At 71.4% G+C, this 18,412-nt stretch carries 17 protein-coding genes; 7 read left to right on the top strand and 10 right to left on the bottom strand.

The window, feature by feature from the left end; translation table 11 throughout:
* Positions 1-40: 40 nt before the first annotated feature.
* Positions 41-604 carry a hypothetical protein gene (locus ACMGFI_RS10150; protein ID WP_436909384.1) on the bottom strand — a complete coding sequence of 188 codons (564 nt, stop codon included), beginning with the start codon at positions 602-604 and terminating at the stop codon, positions 41-43.
* Between the two features lie 66 nt (positions 605-670).
* Positions 671-3,145, bottom strand: a complete 2,475-nt coding sequence (locus ACMGFI_RS10155) for an integrin alpha (RefSeq protein ID WP_436909385.1) — start codon at positions 3,143-3,145, stop codon at positions 671-673.
* Positions 3,146-3,625: 480 nt separating this feature from the next.
* On the opposite strand from ACMGFI_RS10155, the gene ACMGFI_RS10160 reads away from it, so the two are divergent.
* On the top strand, positions 3,626-4,000 hold the full coding sequence (locus ACMGFI_RS10160; RefSeq protein ID WP_436909387.1) for a cupin domain-containing protein: 375 nt from the start codon (positions 3,626-3,628) through the stop codon (positions 3,998-4,000).
* A 66-nt stretch (positions 4,001-4,066) separates the two neighbouring features.
* Here the strand turns inward: ACMGFI_RS10160 and ACMGFI_RS10165 are convergent, their stop codons facing one another.
* Positions 4,067-4,948 (bottom strand): winged helix-turn-helix domain-containing protein, encoded by an 882-nt coding sequence (locus tag ACMGFI_RS10165; RefSeq protein ID WP_436909388.1) that lies wholly within the window; start codon positions 4,946-4,948, stop codon positions 4,067-4,069.
* A 42-nt stretch (positions 4,949-4,990) separates the two neighbouring features.
* Positions 4,991-5,881 carry a winged helix-turn-helix domain-containing protein gene (locus ACMGFI_RS10170; protein WP_436909390.1) on the bottom strand — a complete coding sequence of 297 codons (891 nt, stop codon included), beginning with the start codon at positions 5,879-5,881 and terminating at the stop codon, positions 4,991-4,993.
* 133 nt (positions 5,882-6,014) lie between these two features.
* Between ACMGFI_RS10170 and ACMGFI_RS10175 the strand changes: the two genes are divergently transcribed.
* Positions 6,015-7,007: an aldo/keto reductase gene (locus tag ACMGFI_RS10175; protein ID WP_436909391.1), complete on the top strand. Its 993-nt coding sequence runs from the start codon at positions 6,015-6,017 to the stop codon at positions 7,005-7,007.
* Positions 7,008-7,242: 235 nt separating this feature from the next.
* Here the strand turns inward: ACMGFI_RS10175 and ACMGFI_RS10180 are convergent, their stop codons facing one another.
* Positions 7,243-8,598, bottom strand: coding sequence for a hypothetical protein (locus ACMGFI_RS10180; RefSeq protein WP_436909393.1), 1,356 nt, complete (start codon positions 8,596-8,598; stop codon positions 7,243-7,245).
* A gap of 60 nt (positions 8,599-8,658) precedes the next feature.
* Positions 8,659-9,519 (bottom strand): 3-hydroxyacyl-CoA dehydrogenase family protein, encoded by an 861-nt coding sequence (locus ACMGFI_RS10185; RefSeq protein WP_436909394.1) that lies wholly within the window; start codon positions 9,517-9,519, stop codon positions 8,659-8,661.
* Between the two features lie 269 nt (positions 9,520-9,788).
* On the opposite strand from ACMGFI_RS10185, the gene ACMGFI_RS10190 reads away from it, so the two are divergent.
* The 4 genes from ACMGFI_RS10190 to ACMGFI_RS10205 are packed head-to-tail and all read left to right on the top strand — an operon-like array spanning position 9,789 to position 12,413.
* On the top strand, positions 9,789-10,595 hold the full coding sequence (locus ACMGFI_RS10190) for a class I fructose-bisphosphate aldolase (RefSeq protein ID WP_436909396.1): 807 nt from the start codon (positions 9,789-9,791) through the stop codon (positions 10,593-10,595).
* Positions 10,592-11,527 carry a class 1 fructose-bisphosphatase gene (locus ACMGFI_RS10195; protein WP_436909397.1) on the top strand — a complete coding sequence of 312 codons (936 nt, stop codon included), beginning with the start codon at positions 10,592-10,594 and terminating at the stop codon, positions 11,525-11,527. The genes ACMGFI_RS10190 and ACMGFI_RS10195 overlap by 4 nt, the downstream gene beginning before the upstream one ends.
* A 59-nt stretch (positions 11,528-11,586) precedes the next feature.
* A complete protein-coding gene (locus ACMGFI_RS10200; RefSeq protein WP_436909398.1) occupies positions 11,587-11,901 on the top strand; it encodes a hypothetical protein in 315 nt (104 codons plus the stop codon).
* Positions 11,898-12,413 carry a PIN domain-containing protein gene (locus tag ACMGFI_RS10205; RefSeq protein ID WP_436909400.1) on the top strand — a complete coding sequence of 172 codons (516 nt, stop codon included), beginning with the start codon at positions 11,898-11,900 and terminating at the stop codon, positions 12,411-12,413. Before ACMGFI_RS10200 ends, ACMGFI_RS10205 begins: the two co-directional genes overlap by 4 nt.
* On the opposite strand, the gene ACMGFI_RS10210 is transcribed toward ACMGFI_RS10205, so the two are convergent.
* Entirely contained in the window at positions 12,414-14,924 is a 2,511-nt protein-coding gene (locus ACMGFI_RS10210; RefSeq protein ID WP_436909401.1) for a hypothetical protein, read from the bottom strand.
* 152 nt (positions 14,925-15,076) lie between these two features.
* On the opposite strand from ACMGFI_RS10210, the gene ACMGFI_RS10215 reads away from it, so the two are divergent.
* Positions 15,077-16,984: an acyl-CoA carboxylase subunit beta gene (locus tag ACMGFI_RS10215; protein WP_436909403.1), complete on the top strand. Its 1,908-nt coding sequence runs from the start codon at positions 15,077-15,079 to the stop codon at positions 16,982-16,984.
* 46 nt (positions 16,985-17,030) lie between these two features.
* Here ACMGFI_RS10215 and ACMGFI_RS10220 read toward each other — a convergent pair whose 3' ends face one another.
* The 3 genes from ACMGFI_RS10220 to ACMGFI_RS10230 all read right to left on the bottom strand — a co-directional run bounded on the left by ACMGFI_RS10220 (position 17,031) and on the right by ACMGFI_RS10230 (position 17,969).
* Complete coding sequence (locus ACMGFI_RS10220; protein WP_436909404.1) at positions 17,031-17,183, bottom strand: hypothetical protein; 153 nt, start codon at positions 17,181-17,183, stop codon at positions 17,031-17,033.
* 1 nt (position 17,184) lies between these two features.
* Complete coding sequence (locus tag ACMGFI_RS10225; RefSeq protein ID WP_436909405.1) at positions 17,185-17,508, bottom strand: hypothetical protein; 324 nt, start codon at positions 17,506-17,508, stop codon at positions 17,185-17,187.
* A 242-nt stretch (positions 17,509-17,750) separates the two neighbouring features.
* Positions 17,751-17,969 (bottom strand): DUF8149 family protein, encoded by a 219-nt coding sequence (locus ACMGFI_RS10230; protein ID WP_436909406.1) that lies wholly within the window; start codon positions 17,967-17,969, stop codon positions 17,751-17,753.
* Positions 17,970-18,412 lie beyond the last annotated feature (443 nt).

The following is an 18,412-nucleotide window of genomic DNA, read 5'->3' on the forward strand; positions in this document are numbered from 1 at the left end:
TTACTCTCTCTGGGCGACGGCGCGGGAAATCCGTTGCGCCTCACGCGTTCCCGCGGCCGGCACTCGGGGCTCCCGCGACTGACACCCACCGGGTCCCGTCGCGTGATCGGCGGTATCGCCGAACGAGCAGCCCCAGCGCGAAGCCGATCGTCGGGTAGATCAGCACCTCCGGCGGATGGCTAGTGAGGAACAGCGGTCGGAAGCCGGCGGCGATCGAGGCGTCCGACCACTCGACCGATTCCTCCGGGATCACGGGGAGTCCGGTCGGGTAGAACACGGCGTCGCCGAACCGGAGCGCGCTCGCCAGGACGAGCGTCGGGAGGTAGCCGCGGTTCAGCGCGGCGTGGCCGGCTGCGATCCCGATCACCAGCAGGTAGCCGGCGGGCGAACCCAGGGCGAAGACGTGGGCGAGTTCGGTCGCGAGGTGGAGACCGGGCCGACCGCTGACGACCGCCTGCAGGGCGAGGTAGTCGACCGCGGCGCTCGTCGCGAACAGGGCGGCCGCCAGGGCGAGCGCGCCCGCCGTCCGCCGGCGGCTGTCGCCAACGAGAAACGCCCGGGGGTTCCCGGTCCGGCCGAGGCCGCGGTCGGTACTCGTCGCCATCGTTCGCTGGTCGCCCGCGGGTGCGAAAAAAGTGCGGTCGAAAGGGGTCGTCCCGCTACCGCTCGGTCACTCCTCCGTGCGGAGCCTGTTGCCCGCGAGGACGACCATCGAGAGGCCCATCATCGCGAAGAAGGGCACGGGGAACAGCGGCGACCGGGACATCGTTTCCAGCGCGGTGGCGTCGCCGGCCGCCATGTTGCCCGCACCGCCCTCGGGCGTCGGGGTCGGCGTGTCGACGTCGGCGTTGTCGGGGAACGCCTTGGAAGCGCCGTCGTCGAGTTCGCCTGCGGTGAACCGCAGTTCCGTCTGCCCCGCGGCGCAGGGCTCGCTCGCCGAGCGCTCGCCGGTCACTTCCGTCCCCTCGCCGGCCTCGATCTCCCCGGGACTCCCGGAGACCTCGTAGAGGCCGCCGCCGGCCTGGTGGACGACCGAGACCGGCGCGGGACCGCTCCCGCCCTCGTCGTACTCGGCCGCGACCGGCTCGTCGTCGTCGTTCTCCGCGACGTCCGAGAAGATGATCACCCGTCGCTCGGTCTGGTCAGAGTCGAAACAGAACGCGACGAAGTCGATACTCTCCTCGGCGGCCTCCGGCGTCTCCGTCGGCGTCTCAGTGGGCGTCGGCGTATCGGTGGGCGTGTCGGTGGGCGTTGCCGTCGGCGTCTCGGTGGGAGTAGGCGTTTCCGTTGGCGTGTCGGTCGGCGTCTGGGTCGGCGTATCGGTCGGCGTCGGCGTGGCCGTCGGAGTTTCCGTCGGCGTCTCGGTCGGCGTATCGGTGGGAGTAGGGGTCTCCGTCGGCGTATCGGTCGGCGTCGGCGTGGCCGTCGGAGTTTCCGTCGGCGTCGCGGTCGGCGTCGCCGTCGGCGTATCGGTGGGAGTAGGGGTCCCCGTCGGCGTCGCGGTCGGCGTTTCAGTGGGCGTCTCCGTCGGCGTGTCGGTCGGCTCGGCGGCCTCGCAGTCGCTGATGACGGCGTAGGCGGCGCCCGCGTTCGTCCGGTTCAGCGAGTCGTTGAACGGCGCGCCGACGACCACGTCGGCGAAGCCGTCGCCGTCGAAGTCGCCGGCCCCGACCGCGTTGCCGGCGCGGTTGCCCGGCCCGGCGCCGACGAACGTCGTCGACGCGTCCGAGAGATTCGACTCGGCCGGCAGCGTCTCGTTGCCGGCGACCAGGTACGCGGCGCCGGCGTTCGGCCCCGTCGAGTCGTTCAGCGGCGCGCCGACCAGCACGTCGGCGACGCCGTCGCAGGTCACGCCCGCCTCGCCGGTGTCGGAGACCGACCAGCCGGCGCGGTCCTGCGTCTCGGCGCCGGCCAGGCGCACGTCAGCGTCGGCTAGCGACGACTCCTCGGGGAGGTCCTCGTCGCCGTAGACGACGTAGGCCGCGCCCGCGTTCGTCAGGTTCTGCGAGTCATTGTACGGCGCGCCGACGACGAGGTCCGCGACGCTGTCGTTGTTCACGTCGCCGGCCGTCGAGACGGCGTAGCCCGCGCGGTCGCCCGCGGACTCGCCGACGAAGGTAGCCGTCGCGTCCGCGAGCGAGGTAGTCCCCTCCGCGGAGCCGTTCACGACGTAGGCCGCGCCCGAGCGGTTGGCCCACTCGTCGTCCGCCTCCTCGTCGGCGCTGGCGTTGTACAGCGGCGCGCCGACGGCGACCTCGGCGACGCCGTCGTCGTTCACGTCACCCGCCGGCGCGACCGACCAGCCGGCGTTGCTCCCCGCTCGCTCGCCGACGAAGGCGGCCCTCGCGTCCGAGAGGTTCACCTCGCCCGGCGCGTCGTCGAGCGACTCGCCGTCGACGACGTACGCCGCGCCGGCGTCGGCCCCGTCGTCGGCGTCGACCCCGGGCGCGCCGACGAGGACCGCGCTCGCGTTCGTCGCGTCGGTCTCCGCTTCGTCGGTCTCGTCGTCGACCTCTTCCTCGTCGGCGTCGTCGTCCTCGGCGTCGCTGCTCGCGTTCGCCGGTTCGAGCGCCGACACGTCGTAGCCGGCGAAGGCGTTGGCCTCGGTGCCGGTCAGGACCGCGTCGGCGTCGGTGAGGTTCATCGTCGCCGGCATCGACTCGTCGCCGTAGATCACGTACGCGGCGCCCGCGTTGACGGCGGTGCTGTCGTTGTACGGCGCGCCGACGACCACGTCGGCGTAGCCGTCGTCGTTCACGTCGCCGGCGGTCGACACCGACCAGCCCGCCAGGTCGTTGTTGTCGGCGCCGCGCAACACCACGTCGGCCTGGCTGAGGTTCACGGTCGACTCGTTCGCGGGGCCGAAGACGATGTAGGCCGCGCCGGTGTTCGTCCCGGCGGAGGCGTTGCGCGGCGCCCCGACGATCAGGTCCCCGACGCCGTCGCCGTTCACGTCGCCGGCGGAGGCGACCGACCAGCCGGCCGTGTCGTTGGCCGCCTCGCCGCGGAGCGTCAGGTTCGCCGTCGAGAGGTTCACCGTCTCCGGGTAGGCGTCGGGCGACTCCTGGACCGCCGCGGGCGAGTCGCCGTCCGTCCGGTCGGGCACGAGCGCCGCCGCGCCGACCGCGACGGTGCTCGCGAGCACTACCACTCCGATCGCGACCACGAGGACGCGCCCCCGTGTCGATTCGGCTCCGAGTAACGAGTCGGACATACCACCGGACGAACGGCCACGCCGCTCGTTGTTATTCAGCGGCCACCGCGAGTAACCCGGATCCCGTGCGGGAACAACGCCGCGTTACCCCTACCCCGAGCGCTCGCCGTCGCCGGTGTCGCGCGCCGACAGGTCAGTTCGCGGAGCACCGCCGACGCCGACGTGCGCGCGTCGCCCGGCCGCGGCGGTAGGCCGACACGGCGCACCGAAAGACGATATTTGTCGGCGCCGTCCCGCGATTACGGTCCGGAGCGGCCGGCCGCCGTCGGCCCCGGACGGCGCCGGCAACCCCGGCTTTTCGACCGACCGCGCGGCGACCTGTCGGGCTTACCGGCACGGGTCGGTACCCGGTGTGGTTCCGGGGATCGGCAGTCGCCGAAGGCTTACGGGTCCCTCGGTCGAGGCGTTCGTATGGGCTATCACGTCGTCGACCCCGACGGACTGGAGCCGGAGCCGGACCGCCCGTCCGAGATGCGCTACGTGAGCGAGGCCGCGGGGTTGGAGCGGCTGGGCCTGCGGACCTACGCCGTCGAACCGGGCGAGGAGATCCCCCTCTCGGGGATGCACTACCACGACGAACAGGAGGAGGCCTTCTACGTGATTTCGGGGACGCTCAGCGTCGAGACGCCCGAGGAGACCTACCGCGTCGAGGCCGACCAGTTCTTCGTCGCCGAGCCGGGGAGCCCCCACCGGGCCCACGTCGCCGGCGACGCCGACGGGCCGGCCAGGGTCGTCGGCATCGGCGCCCCGCCGGTCAGCGACGGCCACACCTTCGAGGGGGAGTGACGAGGTCGGCGCCCACCGCAACTCACCGAGCGGTGCCGGTCGCCGGTTCGAACCGGGGGGACCCGTTCAGACGCGCGCGGCCTCGACGGACAGCTCCTCGTCGACGAGGAGTTCGAGCGTCTCGTCGCCGCAGGGGATCGCGAGTTCGACCGCCCAGGGGTCGGTCGAGCGGACGGTGAGGTGCCGATCGGTCATCGCCCACTCGAACTCCCAGTGGGGGCGGCTCGTCACGTCGACGCCGTGGTCGTGGAAGAACGAGACGACGGCGGGGTGATAGAGGACCGCGAGGCCGACCGACATGTAGTGGCTGGCGCCGCAGTTGTCGCAGTCGGTGCCGAGGAAGGCGTCGAACCGGTCGCTCCCCTCGCTCCAGACGGCCTCGCCGGGGACGAACTCGGTCTCCAGGGGGTTGACGCAGGTCGGGCAGACGCCGCGGGCGTAGGCGAGCATCTCGTGGCGGGTGTACTGGTCGACGCGTTCGAGCACGTCGCGCCTGTCGCCCGTCTCGACGGCGCTGGGGGGCACCTGCGTGTGCGAGTAGACGTGGTCACAGCCCGGACAGCGAAGCTCGAACGTGCCCTCGTCGTAGTACCCCTCGACCGGAGTCGTGCAGAAGTAGCAGTCGAGCCCGATCTCGAACGGGTCGAGGGAGGCGCGACGGTTGGCGCTCCCCGCGCGGACGAGGCGATAGAGGGCGAGCCCCTCCGAGCGGAGGGTGTAGCCGCCTTCGCCGCGGTCGACGAACTCGCCGGTCAGCTGCGAGAGGTGGTAGTTGAACTGCCCGCTGTCGATCTCCGGGTCGACGCGCTCGCGTAGCTCCGAGAAGGCGACCTCCTCGTGGGGCCGCTCGCCGAGCGCGCGGAGGATCGCTGCGCGCGTCTCGTTGCCGACCAGCGCGAAGGCGTCCTCCGGCGCGGCGTCGGTCGGTTCGGCGTCGTCGTCGGGCATACACGGCACTATCCCGCTCTCCGCGAAATAGGTTCGGACCGCTCACGAGCGGGTCGCGTCGACCGACAGGTCCTCGTCGACGAGGAGTTCGAGCCGTTCGCCGTCACGGTCGAGCGTCAGGGCGACCTCCCAGGGGTCGGTCGAGCGGACCGTCGTGTATCGGTCGGTCATGGCGAACTCCAGGGCCCAGATCCGGGTCGCGGTCACGTCGACGCCGCGGTCGTCGAAGAAGGCGATCAGCGTCGGGTGGTAGACCTGCGAGAGCCCGACGGTCATGTAGTGCATCCGGCCGCAGTGGGTGCACTCGTGGACGACGAACGCGTCGACCCGCTCGGCACCGTCCATCCAGACGTCGTCGGGCGCCCGGAACTCGGTCGTGACCGGGTTCACGCACAGCGGACAGACCCCCTCGGCGTAGGCGAGGACCTGGTGGCGGTTGTACCGGTCGATCCGGTCGAGGAGGTCGGTCTCCCCGCCGGCCTCGACCGCGCTGGGCGGCGCCCGCGTGTGCGCGTAGAGGTGCCCGCAGTCCGCGTCGGGACAGCGCACCCGGAACGCGCCGTCGTCGTAGGTCGCCTCCGCGGGCGTCCCGCAGAAGTGGCAGTCGAACCCCGCGTCGAACGGGTCGACGGCGGCCTGGCGGGTGAACGTCCCGGCGCGGATCGTCCGGTAGAGCGTCCGGCCCTCGGGCCGGAGGCGATAGCCGCCGTCGGACCGGTCGACGAAGCGGTCGACCAGTTTCGAGAGGTGGTAGTTGAACTGCCCGCTGTCCATCTCGGGGCCGACCCGCTCGCGCAGCTCCGAGAACGGCACGTCGTCGTGAGGGGTCTCCCCGAGCGCGCGGAGGATCGCCGCGCGCGTCTCGTTGCCGACCAGCGCGAAGGCGTCCTCCGGCGCGGCGTCGGCCGGTGGAGCGGACTCGTCGTCCGTCATATTCGACTGTTCCCGAGTCGCGGCGAAATAGGTTGGGGGCCGCGTCGGCCGACGGACCGACCGGGCGCGGTGCGAAGGGGAACCATCGGCCGGATCGGCCACCTTTTTCGCCCGAGCGGCCGTCCGCTCGGGTATGGACACGCGCGAGTTCGGCTCGACCGGCTGGACGGTTACGGAGATCGGCCTCGGGACCTGGAACGTCGGTCCGTCGTGGGGCGACGTGACCGACGAGCAGGCCAGGGAGGCCATCCGCACGGCGCTGGACGACGGCGTCAACTTCGTCGACACCGCCGAGGTGTACGGGCAGGGCCGCGCCGAGCGGCTCATCGGCGAGGTGCTCGACGAGCGCGACCCCGATAGGGAGGTCTACGTCCCCACGAAGGCCGCGCCGGACGAGGGCGGCGGCCACTCCGAGGAGGGCCTGCGCTCGTCGGTCGAAGGCTCGCTCGACCGGCTCGGCGTCGACTCGCTGGACCTGGTCCAGCTGCACTGCCCCGAGACGGAGGCGTTCTACGACCCGGAGAACTTCCGGGTGCTGGAGGAGCTCAAGGCGGAGGGGCTGATCGACCACGCGGGCGTCAGCGTCGAGAAGGTCGAGGAGGCCGACAAGGCCATCGAGTACGACGTCGTCGAGTCGGTGCAGATCATCTTCAACCCGCTACGCCAGCGCCCGGCCGAGCGGTTCTTCGAGCGAGCGGCCGGCGAGGACATCGGGGTCATCGTGCGCGTCCCGCTCGCGTCGGGCCTGCTCGCCGACGCCTTCGAGGGGCCGGAGGACTTCGGCGAGGGCGACCACCGGCGGACTGCCGCCGAGGAGGGCGTCGACGCCGGCGTCGGCCGCAAGGGCGGCGAGACGTTCGCGGGCGTCCCCTTCGAGGACGGCCTGGCCGCCGTCGACGACCTGCGCCCGTTCGTCCCCGACGACGCGACGATGGCGCAGTTCACGCTCCGGTGGATCCTCGACCACGACGCCGTCTCGACGGTGATCCCGGGGTCGACCTCGCCCGACCACGTCGCCGAGAACGACGCCGCGGCGGATCTGGACTTCCTCTCCCACCAGACCCACGGCGCGGTCCGGGACATCTACGAGGAGCACGTCGCCGACTACGTCCACCACCGCTGGTGACGGGCCGTCGGCGTCGCCGGCACCGCGTCGCAGACGCCGCACCGCCGCGACTGCGCCGCTCCGAAATCTTCTTGAGGGTGCCCGTCCCCGTCGTCTCCCGTCGGGTGGGGAGCACTCGGGAGCGCTCCGTGGGTGCGTTTCAGCCGGAGATCGCGGCCGGCCAGCCCCTGCGCTGTCGGACGGATCTCCACCCGAAAACGGCGGGTTCGTTGCTCGGGGTTTCTCCGCCGCGCGGTCAGTCGGCGCTCGCGTGTTCGGTCCGGTCGGCCCTGCCGACCGCATCGTCGTTCCCGTCCGCTCCGCGACCCAGGAGGTACAGCGGGAACCCGAACGCGACGGTCGCGGCGGCCCACGGGACGGTAGTGAAGACGGACAGCAGGACGCCCAACAGCGGCGAGGCCGACGGCGCGTAGATGACGGCGGCGCCGAACGGCGCCACCAGTAGCGCGAGCACGACGAACGCGGTCACCCATCGGTCGCGTCCGCGAGCGCGGCCGAGCGGGAACCAGAGCGCGGCGGGGACTGACAGCAGCGCGGTCTGGAAAGCGACGACCGAGACGGTGCTCGCGGCGAGGGCGACGAGCGCCGACGCGCCGAGCGTCCACGCGAGCGCGACGCGCGCGGACGGGCGATCCAGAACTATCGCACCCGCGGCGACGAGCGCGTACAGCGCGGCGAAGGTGGCGACGGTCGCGGCGACCGCGGCGTCGAGGAGCACGGAACCGGCCAGCGCCGCGCCGGCGAACAGCGCGACGACCGCACCACTACCGGCGATCCACTTCGCGAGGGGCGACGGATCGACGGCCGGCAACTCGTCGCCCCAGCGCCGGACCGCCAGCAACAGGGCGCCCAGAAGAATCGCGGGTGCGACGCCGAGAACGAGCGCGCTGGGCTCGGCGAGTCCGACCCCGAAGGCGACGAACCCGACAGTGGTCAGCCCGCGAGCCGCGGGACCGTCCGTCGGTGCGAACGCCAGCCGCGTGTCGCCCCACAGTCCCGGCCGCTCGTCGTCCGCGCGCCAGACGACTCCCCCGTCCTCGACGGTCGCGCTCGGCGGCGCGCGGCTCACGACGGTCCCGTTCGGCCCCTCGATCCGGAGCCGGTCGGCTTCGAAGTCGAGCCCGGCGCGGCGAGCCCGCGGGTCGAGCAGGTCCACGAGGACGACCCCGCCGAGGCTCCCGCGGGCCACACCGGGTTGGTCGAAGGTGACGACCAGCGTGTCGTTCGCGACTGCCGCGTGCAGGTTCCGGGGGTCGTCGACGACGGTGCGACGGTCGAGACTCGCGCGGACGACGCGCTCGCGGAGCGTCGCGTTCGCGGCGAGGCGGTCGGCCGCGCGGTCGTCGACCCGGACGCGAGCGTGCCAGCGGCCGCTCCCGTCCTCGCGGACGCTGATCGTCGCCGTCCCGCGCTCGACGGTGAGCGGGAGCCCTTCGCGCTCGGCGGCGTCGGCGAGCCCGTCGCCGCAGACGCCGCAGACTGCCTCGGGCGGCGGCGCCGCGGTCGCGGGCCCGACCGCGACCGCCGCGAGCGGCGTACAGACCAGAAGGGCGGCGACCGCGACGAGGCGGGCGGAGGGACTGGCTGTCATCGTTTACCCGCACATTCGCCGGTCCCAAGTCGGTTCCGGAGGGTCAGCCGGTCGTTTCACCTATTCGTACTCGTAGAACCCCCGGCCGGTCTTCTTCCCGAGGTCGCCGGCCTCGACCTTGCGCTTGAGGAGGTAGGCGGGCCTGTAGCGGTCGCCCAGTTCCTCGTGGAGCGTCTCGGAGGCGTGCAGGCACACGTCGAGGCCGATGTGGTCGGCGAGTTCGAGCGGCCCCATCGGGACGTTCGTGCCGAGTTCCATCCCGCGGTCGATGTCCTCCCTGGCGGCGACGCCCTCGTCGTAGGCGCGGATCCCCTCGTTGATCCACGGCATCAGGATCCGGTTGGTCACGAACCCCGGCTTGTCGTCGGCCTCCCAGGTCTCCTTGCCCAGCGCCTCCGCGAACGCGTGGGCGAACTCAACGACCGCGGGGTCGGTCTTCTCGCCGACGACTACCTCGACGCCCTTCATCACCGGGACGGGGTTCATGAAGTGCAGGCCGACCACGTTCGCCGGCCGGTCGGTGGCGGCGGCGATGGTCGTGATCGAGAGCGTGCTCGTGTTCGTGGCCAGCACCACGTCGTCGTCGGTCACCTCGTCGAGGTCGGCGAACACGTCGCGTTTCACGTCGATGTCTTCGACGACCGCCTCGACCACCAGGTCCGCGTCGGCGAGGTCGGCCAGATCCGTCGTGCCGGTCACCCGGTCGCGCATCGTCTCGGCTTCCGCTTCATCGATCGTCCCCTTCTCGACGAGGCGGTCGAGCCCCTCGGTCAGGCTCTCGATCCCCTCGTCGACGAGGTCCGGCTCGATGTCCCTGAGGACGACCTCGTAGCCGGACTGGGTGGCGACCTGTGCGATCCCGCTGCCCATGGTGCCGGCGCCGACGACGCCGACGGTGTCGACCGCATCGAGTCCGCGCATACCCCACCTCCGCCCGCCGCCGGCGTAAGCCTACTCCCGGCCGTCCCGACGCGTCGACTTCCCGTCTTTCCCGGTGCCATGGTACGTGCCGGATTGCACTCGGATACTTGCCACTTCATTCGACCGCTCCCCGCGGATTTCCGGGATCGCCCGATTTCGGGGCCACGAACGATTGTGAACGTCACGCACGCCCGAATCGTTTACTCGGGCGGTAGTAAATAGTGTCAGAAAGAAGATATATACGTGCGGTCCGTGTACGGGTATCCGTAATGCGACCCATCGCAGACGCTCCGGTCACGCGGGACGGGAAGGTACTCGTTTTGGCGTACGACCACGGTATCGAGCACGGGCCGGTCGACTTCGACCCCCAGCCCGAGAGCGCGGACCCGGAACACGTCTTCGATGTGGCCACACACCCCGCCGTCACCTCGCTCGCCGTCGGCAAGGGCGTCGCCGAGGCCTACTACCCCTCCTACGAGGACGACGTGTCGCTGCTCGCCAAGCTCAACGGTACCTCGAACCTCTGGATGGGCGAGCCCGACAGCGCCGTCAACTGCTCGGTGGAGTACGCCGCCGAGGAACTGGGCGCCGAGGCCATCGGCTTCACCGTCTACCCCGGTGTCAACGGCGAGGTCGAGATGTTCGAGGAGTTCCGCGAGGTCCAGGAGAAGGCACGGGAGTACGACCTCCCCGTCGTGATGTGGTCGTACGCCCGCGGCCAGGCGGTCAAGAACGACTCCAGCGAGGAGGTCGTCGCCTACGCCGCCCGCCTGGGGCTCGAACTCGGCGCCGACATCGCGAAGGTCAAGTATCCCGGCAGCCAGGAGGCCATGGAGACGGTCACCCGGATGGCCGGGCCGACGAAGGTGCTGATGTCCGGCGGCTCGAAGACCAGCGACCGCGAGTTCCTCGAGAGCGTCAAGAGTGTCATCGACGCCGGCGGCGCCGGCCTCGCCGTCGGCCGCAACGTCTGGCAGCGCGAGAACCCCCGGCGCATCCTCGACGCGCTGGAGCAGGTCATCTTCGAGGAGGCCTCCGTCGACCAGGCCCTCGACGCGGCGGCCCCCAAACCATGAGCCAGCAACTCCCGCCGTCGGCCGACTGGGTCGGCCATCCGACCGTCGACGCCGTCTTCGACGTAGTGCGCGACACCGCCGCCGAGGTCCGCGAGGCGCTGCCCGAGCGCCGCGCGTACGTCGAGGGCCACAACCCCAGCGGCGAGAAGGTCCGGGCTGCCGACGAGTACGCCGACGAGCTGTTCGCCGAGCGCCTGCTCGCGCTCGACTCCGTCGGGAGCTACGCCTCCGAGGAGCGCCAGTCCGCACGCGAGGCCGCCGACGGCGGCGAGTTCCACCTCGCTCTGGACCCGCTGGACGGCTCCTCGAACCTCACCTCGAACAACCCGATGGGCACCATCGTCAGCGTCTACGACGAGCCCGTCCCGACGACCGGCGACCGCCTCGTCGCCGCCGCGTTCGTCCTCTACGGCCCCAACACCACCATGGTCGTCTCCGACGGGGACAGCGTCGACGAGTACCTGATCGAGGACGGAGCCGGCGGCGACGCCGACACCGAGGGCGACGGCGAGGCCGACGAGGGCCGAAAACTCCTCCGCGAGGGGCTCACCCTGCCCGAGGACCCCACGGTCTACGCCTTCGGCGGCCGCCGGCCCGACTGGACCGATGACGTGACCGAAGCCGTCGAGGCGCTGGAGGACGACCGATTGAAACTCCGCTACGGCGGCGCGTTCATCGCCGACGTGATGCAGGTGCTCACCCACGGCGGGATCTTCGCCTACCCCGAACTGGCGGACACGCCGGAGGGCAAGCTCCGCCACTGCTTCGAGTGCGCCCCCGTCGGCTTCGTCGTCGAGGCCGCCGGCGGCCGCGTCTCCGACGGCTACGGCGACCTGTTTTCGACCGACCCCGACCGGCTCCACGAGCGCAGCCCGGTGTATCTCGGAAACGCGGACCTGGTCGACCGGGTCGAAGCGGCGCTGTCGTCCTGACGACGGGCGACCGCTCCGCCGGCGCAACGCCTATCATTCTGTGCTCACGACGTACACATATGGGGTCGAGCGACAAGCGGCGGGTCCAGTTCCGGGCCTCGGAGGACCTGGTCGAGCGCACGGACGCGCTGGCGACGGTGCTGGAGACCGACCGGACGGACGTGCTCACGACGGCGCTCCGGGAGTACCTCCGCGAGGCGAGTAGCGACGACGACCTCGTCCAGGAGATCGCCGACGCCTACTACGGCGGCGAGATCACCTTCGAGCAGCTACGCGGGCTGGTCGGCCACGAGGCAGCGGCGAACTTCCGCGTGCTCAAGGAGCGACTCGACGGGGAGTTCGTCGCGGCGACGGCGGACGAACTCGACGGATGACGCGGGTCGTCGCCGACACCTCCGCGCTGGTGAGTCTCGGCGTCGTCGCCGGCGACGCCCCGGACCCGCTCGCTGTCCTGCTCGACGCGGGAACCGTCCTCGTTCCCGAGACCGTCCTGACCGAACTCGAATCCGTCGCGGAGTACGACGACGCGTCGGCTTCAGCCGCTACGGCTGTCCTCGACGAGCGACCGGCGATGACGGTCGAGTCGGTCGCGCTGGACGACTCGTTTCCCCTCGACGACGGCGAGAACGCCGCGGTGACCCTGGCGAACGAGCGCGGGGCCGACCAGCTGCTCTGCGACGAGTTCAACGCGCTCGCGCTCGTCCACGCGTCGCTGGCGGACTCGCGGCTCGTAACGACGCCGCTCGTGCTCGCCGCGTTCGTCCGGAGCGGACGGATCGACGCCGACGAGGCCACCCGGCTGCTGGACCGTATCGCCGACGCCCGAAGCTGGGACGGGAACAGCTACGTCCGGCGGGCGCGCGAGACGCTCGACGCCGAGTCGTGATCAGCCGTTCGCGCTCTCGCCGCCGACCTTCCGGAGCACGAACCGCAACAGCACCACGACGAGTCCCAGTCCCAGCAGGCCGCCCAGGCCCATCCCGATGAGTCGCAGGGGGAGGAAGGACAGGACCGAGAGGAACGAGAGCAGCCCGCCGCCCCCGCCGACGACGACGGGGCCGGCCCGGGTGCCGTTGACCATCACGGTGTGGTTCCCGGTCGTCGAGAAGTTCGTGGTGAAGTTCACCCGCCGCTGTTCGCCGGCCGGCACCGCGACCGTCTCCGTGCCGACGAACGAGACGTTCGTGTCGTGGAGCGTCTGGAATCCGGCGGTGTAGGTGCCGTTTCCGTCGCCGCTGTTCGCGAGCGTGACGTTGACCGCGACGGACTCGTTGACCGCGACGGCGGTCCGGTTAACCGTGACGTTGCTGACGAAGATGGTCGCCTCGCCCGACGGCTCGCCGTCACCCGATTCCGTCCCGTTGGCGGCCGTCCCGTTCCCGCTCGTCCCGTTTGCGACGGTGCCGTTCCCGGCGGTTCCGTTCGCGACGGTGCCGTTCCCGGCGGTTCCGTTGCCCGTCGTTCCGTTCCCGGTCGCGTCGGCCAGCGCCGGGTCGGTCGACAGCGAGAACACCGACAGCCCCGGTGAGTCGACGCGGTAGCGGACCCGTGCGTCGTCGCTGTCGACGACGCTGGTCCCGACGGCCGACCAGTTGCCGTCCGAGAGCCGGTAGACGGTGAGGTTCGCCGGGTCGAGCCCCTGGGCGTCGAGGTACGGCCGGCGGACCGACAGGTCGTAGGTCACGCCGTCGACGGCGTCGGTGACGGAGTGCTGGACGGTGACGGTCGCGGCGGCCGTCGCGCCGTCGGGGCCGCTCAGCGCGCCGCCCGCCCGCTCGCGCGCGACGACCGTGGCCGTGAGGTTCGCGTCCGCGGCCGCGTCGATCCGCAGGCGCTCGACGGAGACGTTCGCCGTTGCGACGACGGGGCGGGACGCATTGGCCGGGACCGCGACGGTCGTCCCCGCGGCGGCCCGGCGGACCGTGACGGCAGAACTGGCCGTGCCGGCGCGACCGTCCTGCAGCGACTCGACGCTGACCGTCGGCCAGTCGGTCCCGTTGTCGCCGCCGTCCGCGTCGCCGTCGGATCCGGACCCGGGATCGCCGACGAACGTCTCGCGGGCGGCCCCGTCGACGACGAACTCCTTCGCGTGTTCGACGCCCTTCGCGTCCGTCGCGCGGACGATCACGGTCGTGCGGTTCGGGACGATGGCGACCTCGCGGTCGAACTCGACGCGCTGGCTGCGCGACCCCGAGTGGACGATCTGGTAGTCGACGGTCTCGCCGGTGGCGGCCGCTCTGGTCTCGACGACGAGCCGTTCGGTGACGCCCTCGAAGGCGGTCCCGGCGAGGAAGAGTCGGTCGTCGCCCAGGACGACGGTCCGGTCGCGGTCGACCGCGATGGTCGGCGCCACGTCGCGCTCCGACTGGGGAACCCGCTCCAGTTCGACCGTCCGCGTCGTCGTCTTCCCGGTCGCGTCCGTGACCGAGATCGTCGCCTCGTAGGTGCCGGGGTAGAGAGTGTACAGCGACTCGTTGAACGACACCGAGAGTCGGTCGGGGTCGAGCCCCCGCGAGCGCTCGGCGGCGATCGTCTCCTCGCCGGTGACGTTGCCGTCGGGACCGCGCAGTGTGAGGTTGGCCGACCGGACCCGCACGTCGTCGGCGACGGTCCCGGCGAGGAAGACGCGGTTGCGCGCCGTCTCGTTCGGGAACGGTTCGACCGAGATCGACGGAGCGCTCCGGTCCTCGACGGCGACCTCGAAGGCGTAGACCCGGACGTTGCCGAACTCGTCGGTCGCGGTGAGTTTGAACTCGTTGGTCTCGTTGCCGTCCTCGGCGTATCCGAGCAGCATCTCGACCGAGAAGTTCTCGCCCACGTCGCGGATCACCCGCGTCGAGTGCTTGCCGTCGAAGGTGCGGGTGATCCGCAGTTTCTCCACGCCGGTGGACTCGATGACGTTCCCGGCGATCGTGACCCGCGACCCGTTGGCGGTCCCGTCGTCGATGGACTTCCACGGCGCCGTGTCGTAGGGGCTCGTCAGGAAGACGTGGGGCGCCTCGGCGTCCTTCCGGACGGTGAACGTCGTCGCGTTGACCGCCCCCGCGTCGTCGGTGACGATGACCCGCACCGAGTTCTCGCCGTTCGACAGCGACGGCTCGACCGTCTCCGTGACGCTCGTCCCGTTGACGTCGATCGACTCGGCGAGCTCGCCGTTGACCCGGACGACGACCTCCGAGAGCTCGGTCCCCTCGCCGGCGGCGTCGCCGACGCTCGCGTCGATCGTCATATCCACGTCCGTCCCGGTCTCGTAGGTGTCCCCCTCGGCGATGTCGGTCGAGCGGATCGTGACGTCGACCGCCGGCTTCGCGCCGGCGCCGCTCGTACCCGCGGCGACCGTCGGCGCGACGACCGACAGGACGACCAGCACCACCAGCGAGATCGACCGGAGACGCATTGCCGCGTCCTTCGCCGTTCACCTACTTACCCGTTCGTCCGCGGGTATCAACTTTGAAAGCCACCGCGGGACGCCCCGCGGCCGTTCGCGGCGGCGACTCGTCCGTCCGTCGGGGCGGCGATATTTTACCGCGGGCGCGCGAGGTGTGAGGTATGCGAGTTCGAATCGCCCAGGAGGCCAGCGTCGAGGAGGCCGAGGCGATCGCCTCGGCGCTCGAACGGACGGTCCCGGGGGACGGCCGCGTGGAGGTGTACGTCGGCGACGCCGACGAACCGGCCGTCGTCCGCGAGTTCGAGGGGGAGTCGTCGGCCGCGGCCTCGTCCGGCGGCGAGTCGGCGGGCGGGACTGCGGAGGAGGACCTCGGCCCGACGGCCCGCGAACGGGCGCTGCGCGAGGAGATCGCGGACATCCGGCGGGGCGGCCCCGAGAAGTACCGCGAGCGGCTGGCCGAGCAGGGGAAGCTGTTCGTCCGCGACCGGCTGGAGCTGTGGTTCGGCGACACCGACCCGGTGCCCGGCGAGCGCGACCCCACCGAGCGCGACGCCAGCGCCGACCCCTCGGGACTGCGCTTCGAGGACGGCACGTTCGCTAACTTCGACGCGTGGCACGCCGACTCGCCCGAGACCGGCGGTGACGGGACCGATTCAGGCGACGGGACCGGTTCGGGCGACGGGGAGGTCGGGAGTGGCGGCGACGACGGCGGTGACCGACTGCCCGCGGACGGTCTCATCACCGGCGCCGCGGCGTTCGAGGGCCGGGACGTGCACTTCATGGCCAACGACTTCACCGTGAAGGCGGGGTCGATGGCCGAACACGGCGTCGAGAAGTTCCTCCGGATGCAACAGCGCGCGCTGAAGACCGGCCGGCCCGTCCTCTACCTGATGGACTCCTCGGGCGGCCGCATCGACCGGCAGACGGGCTTTTTCGCCAACCGCGAGGGCATCGGCAAGTACTACTACAACCACTCGATGCTCTCGGGCCGGGTCCCGCAGATCTGCGTCCTCTACGGCCCCTGCATCGCCGGCGCGGCCTACACCCCGGTCTTCGCCGACTTCACCGTCATGGTCCGGGACATGTCCGCGATGGCCATCGCCAGCCCGCGGATGGTCGAGATGGTCACCGGCGAGCAGATCGACCTCGACGAGCTCGGCGGCCCCGACGTACACACTCGCCATTCGGGCTCGGCCGACCTCGTCGCGGAGGACGAGCACCACGCCCGCGACCTGGTCGCACAGCTGATATCCTACCTCCCGGACAACAGCGACGAGGACCCGCCCCAGACCGAGGGTCGTGCGCCCGCGAAGTCGCCCGAGGGCATCGACGGGGTCGTCCCCGAGGAGCCCAACCGCGGCTACGACATGGAGCGGCTGATCGAGCGGGTCGTCGACGCCGATTCGTTCTTCGAACTCCAGCCCGAATACGGCCCGGAGATCCTCACGGGGTTCGCCCGGATCGACGGCCGGCCGGTCGGCGTGGTCGCCAACCAGCCCGCCAAGCGGGCGGGGGCGATCTTCCCCGACGCCGCCCGCAAGGCCGCCGAGTTCGTCTGGAAGTGCGACGCCTTCGACGTGCCGCTGCTCTACCTCTGCGACACGCCGGGGTTCATGGCCGGCTCGGACGTCGAGAAGGAAGGAATCCTCGAAGCGGGCAAGAAGATGATCTACGCCACCTCCGCCGCCACCGTCCCCAAACAGTGCGTCGTCGTCCGGAAGGCCTACGGCGCCGGCATCTACGCGATGTCCGGGCCCGCCTACGACCCCGAGTCGACCATCGGGCTCCCGTCGGGCGAGATCGCCATCATGGGGCCCGAGGCGGCGATCAACGCGGTCTACGCGAACAAGCTCGACGACATCGACGACCCCGAGGAGCGCGAGCGCCGGGAGCGTGAGCTCCGCGAGGCGTACCGCGAGGACATCGACATCCACCGGATGGCCAGCGAGGTCGTCATCGACGAGATCGTCCCGCCGAGCGACCTGCGCGAGGAGCTGGCCGCCCGCTTCGCCTTCTACGAGTCCGTCGAGAAGGAGCGCCCGGACAAGAAACACGGGACGGTGCTGTGAGCGAGGGTGGACAGATCGGCGGTTTGACCGGCCGGTTTTCGGGCCTTCAGTGGCGAGCGTCGCGCCGGCGCTGTCGGTGGCCGCAGTGGTGACACTCGTAGAGGCGGCGCGGGGCGGCGGCGTCGTTCAGCGGCGTCCACTCGCGGTCCCGGCCGATGACCGGGCCGCGGGCGCCGCAGTTGCGACAGCGCATCGGCACGTTAGGCGCCACCCCCGTTCCCACCGTCCGGCCCGCGCACCCGCCGACGGACCCCCTCAACCGTTGCGAGTGCGAGCGGCGGTCGGGTGGCGTCGGCGACGACCCGGCCGGTCATCGCGCGGTGGTGACCGGCGGCTTTCAGGAGGCAGACCAGCCCGACCGGCGCGCCGACGACTGTCAGCGCCAGGAGGACGCCGACCAGTCCCCACGCGAACCGGGCGCGCCGGTTGCGCTCGGTGTCGGCGTCGTAGCCGCAGGCCCGACAGACCGTCGCGGCGGGGACCACTCGCCCGCAGTGGCGACAGCGGCCGAGTTCGCGGGTCACGTCGCGGTCACCTCCCGGCTGACGGCCGCCGGCTCTCCGGTTCGGTCCGTGCGCCGGCGCGCCGGTCGCGCCGGCACCGTCGTGCGGTCGTGTGTGCGTGACATGGTGGGCTCAGAGACGCCGGAGGCGTCTGTCCCACCGGAGGACCCTTACGGTCAAGAAACGGCGACTCGGTCAACTCCGATTAAGCCGAATTAGCGGCGAATTAGCGCCGGTATACTGTATTTCCGGATCGACGGAGATCAGTCGTCCGCGGGGTCGCCCAGCAGCCCCAGGTCCTCGGCCACCAGATCCTGGACCCGTTCGGCAAGTTCCGGGTCGACCTGCGCCACGTCCTCGCCGTCGTGGACCCCCTCGTTGTGTCGCTCGACCGCGTCGGCCACGTCGTCGATCGGGACCGCGGTCTCCGTCTCGCACTCCGGGCACACCACCGGCACCGTCGGGTCTGTCTCGTCTGCCATCGGTTCTCGACCCGGTATTGACCACCCACCGTCATACATCCCTCGGGTCGGACCGACGACCGGCTCCGACTACGCTTCCCGTCGCGCTGGATGTGGAATCGAAGCGGGCGGTGCGGTCGGCGCGCGCTGTCGCGCGCTCTCGTGCGCGCGACGGGAACCGCGCGAGGGATGAGCACCGCACGCCTGCGGCGTGCGGAGCGCAATCGGCTGGGGTGGGTCGTGGTCGTCTGCGGTGCCGTGCGGAGCGGTTGCGGTGCTGTTCCTGGTGGACTGAAAGGGCGAGGCGCGCTCGCGCTCGTGTAGTCGTCTGAGCGGGCACTATCCGCGCGGTGCGAGGCGCCGTGCGCCTCGAAGCGAACGGCTGTGCCGTGAGCGGGCGGTGCCGAGAGCGCGGATATCCCGCCTTGGTCCGAGAGAGCGAAGCTCTCTCGTCATCCTGAAAA

The sequence above is a fragment of the Halosimplex marinum genome, assembly GCF_051414075.1.
Classification (GTDB): Archaea; Halobacteriota; Halobacteria; order Halobacteriales; family Haloarculaceae; genus Halosimplex; species Halosimplex marinum.

Coding starts and splice junctions, on each gene's coding strand:
- ACMGFI_RS10160 (WP_436909387.1), top strand. CDS start 3,626: ATGGGCTATCACGTCGTCGACCCCGACGGACTGGAGCCGGAGCCGGAC.
- ACMGFI_RS10195 (WP_436909397.1), top strand. CDS start 10,592: ATGAGCCAGCAACTCCCGCCGTCGGCCGACTGGGTCGGCCATCCGACC.
- ACMGFI_RS10170 (WP_436909390.1), bottom strand. CDS start 5,881: ATGACGGACGACGAGTCCGCTCCACCGGCCGACGCCGCGCCGGAGGAC.
- ACMGFI_RS10150 (WP_436909384.1), bottom strand. CDS start 604: ATGGCGACGAGTACCGACCGCGGCCTCGGCCGGACCGGGAACCCCCGG.
- ACMGFI_RS10190 (WP_436909396.1), top strand. CDS start 9,789: ATGCGACCCATCGCAGACGCTCCGGTCACGCGGGACGGGAAGGTACTC.
- ACMGFI_RS10180 (WP_436909393.1), bottom strand. CDS start 8,598: ATGACAGCCAGTCCCTCCGCCCGCCTCGTCGCGGTCGCCGCCCTTCTG.
- ACMGFI_RS10210 (WP_436909401.1), bottom strand. CDS start 14,924: ATGCGTCTCCGGTCGATCTCGCTGGTGGTGCTGGTCGTCCTGTCGGTC.
- ACMGFI_RS10215 (WP_436909403.1), top strand. CDS start 15,077: ATGCGAGTTCGAATCGCCCAGGAGGCCAGCGTCGAGGAGGCCGAGGCG.
- ACMGFI_RS10230 (WP_436909406.1), bottom strand. CDS start 17,969: ATGGCAGACGAGACAGACCCGACGGTGCCGGTGGTGTGCCCGGAGTGC.
- ACMGFI_RS10175 (WP_436909391.1), top strand. CDS start 6,015: ATGGACACGCGCGAGTTCGGCTCGACCGGCTGGACGGTTACGGAGATC.
- ACMGFI_RS10205 (WP_436909400.1), top strand. CDS start 11,898: ATGACGCGGGTCGTCGCCGACACCTCCGCGCTGGTGAGTCTCGGCGTC.
- ACMGFI_RS10185 (WP_436909394.1), bottom strand. CDS start 9,519: ATGCGCGGACTCGATGCGGTCGACACCGTCGGCGTCGTCGGCGCCGGC.
- ACMGFI_RS10165 (WP_436909388.1), bottom strand. CDS start 4,948: ATGCCCGACGACGACGCCGAACCGACCGACGCCGCGCCGGAGGACGCC.
- ACMGFI_RS10200 (WP_436909398.1), top strand. CDS start 11,587: ATGGGGTCGAGCGACAAGCGGCGGGTCCAGTTCCGGGCCTCGGAGGAC.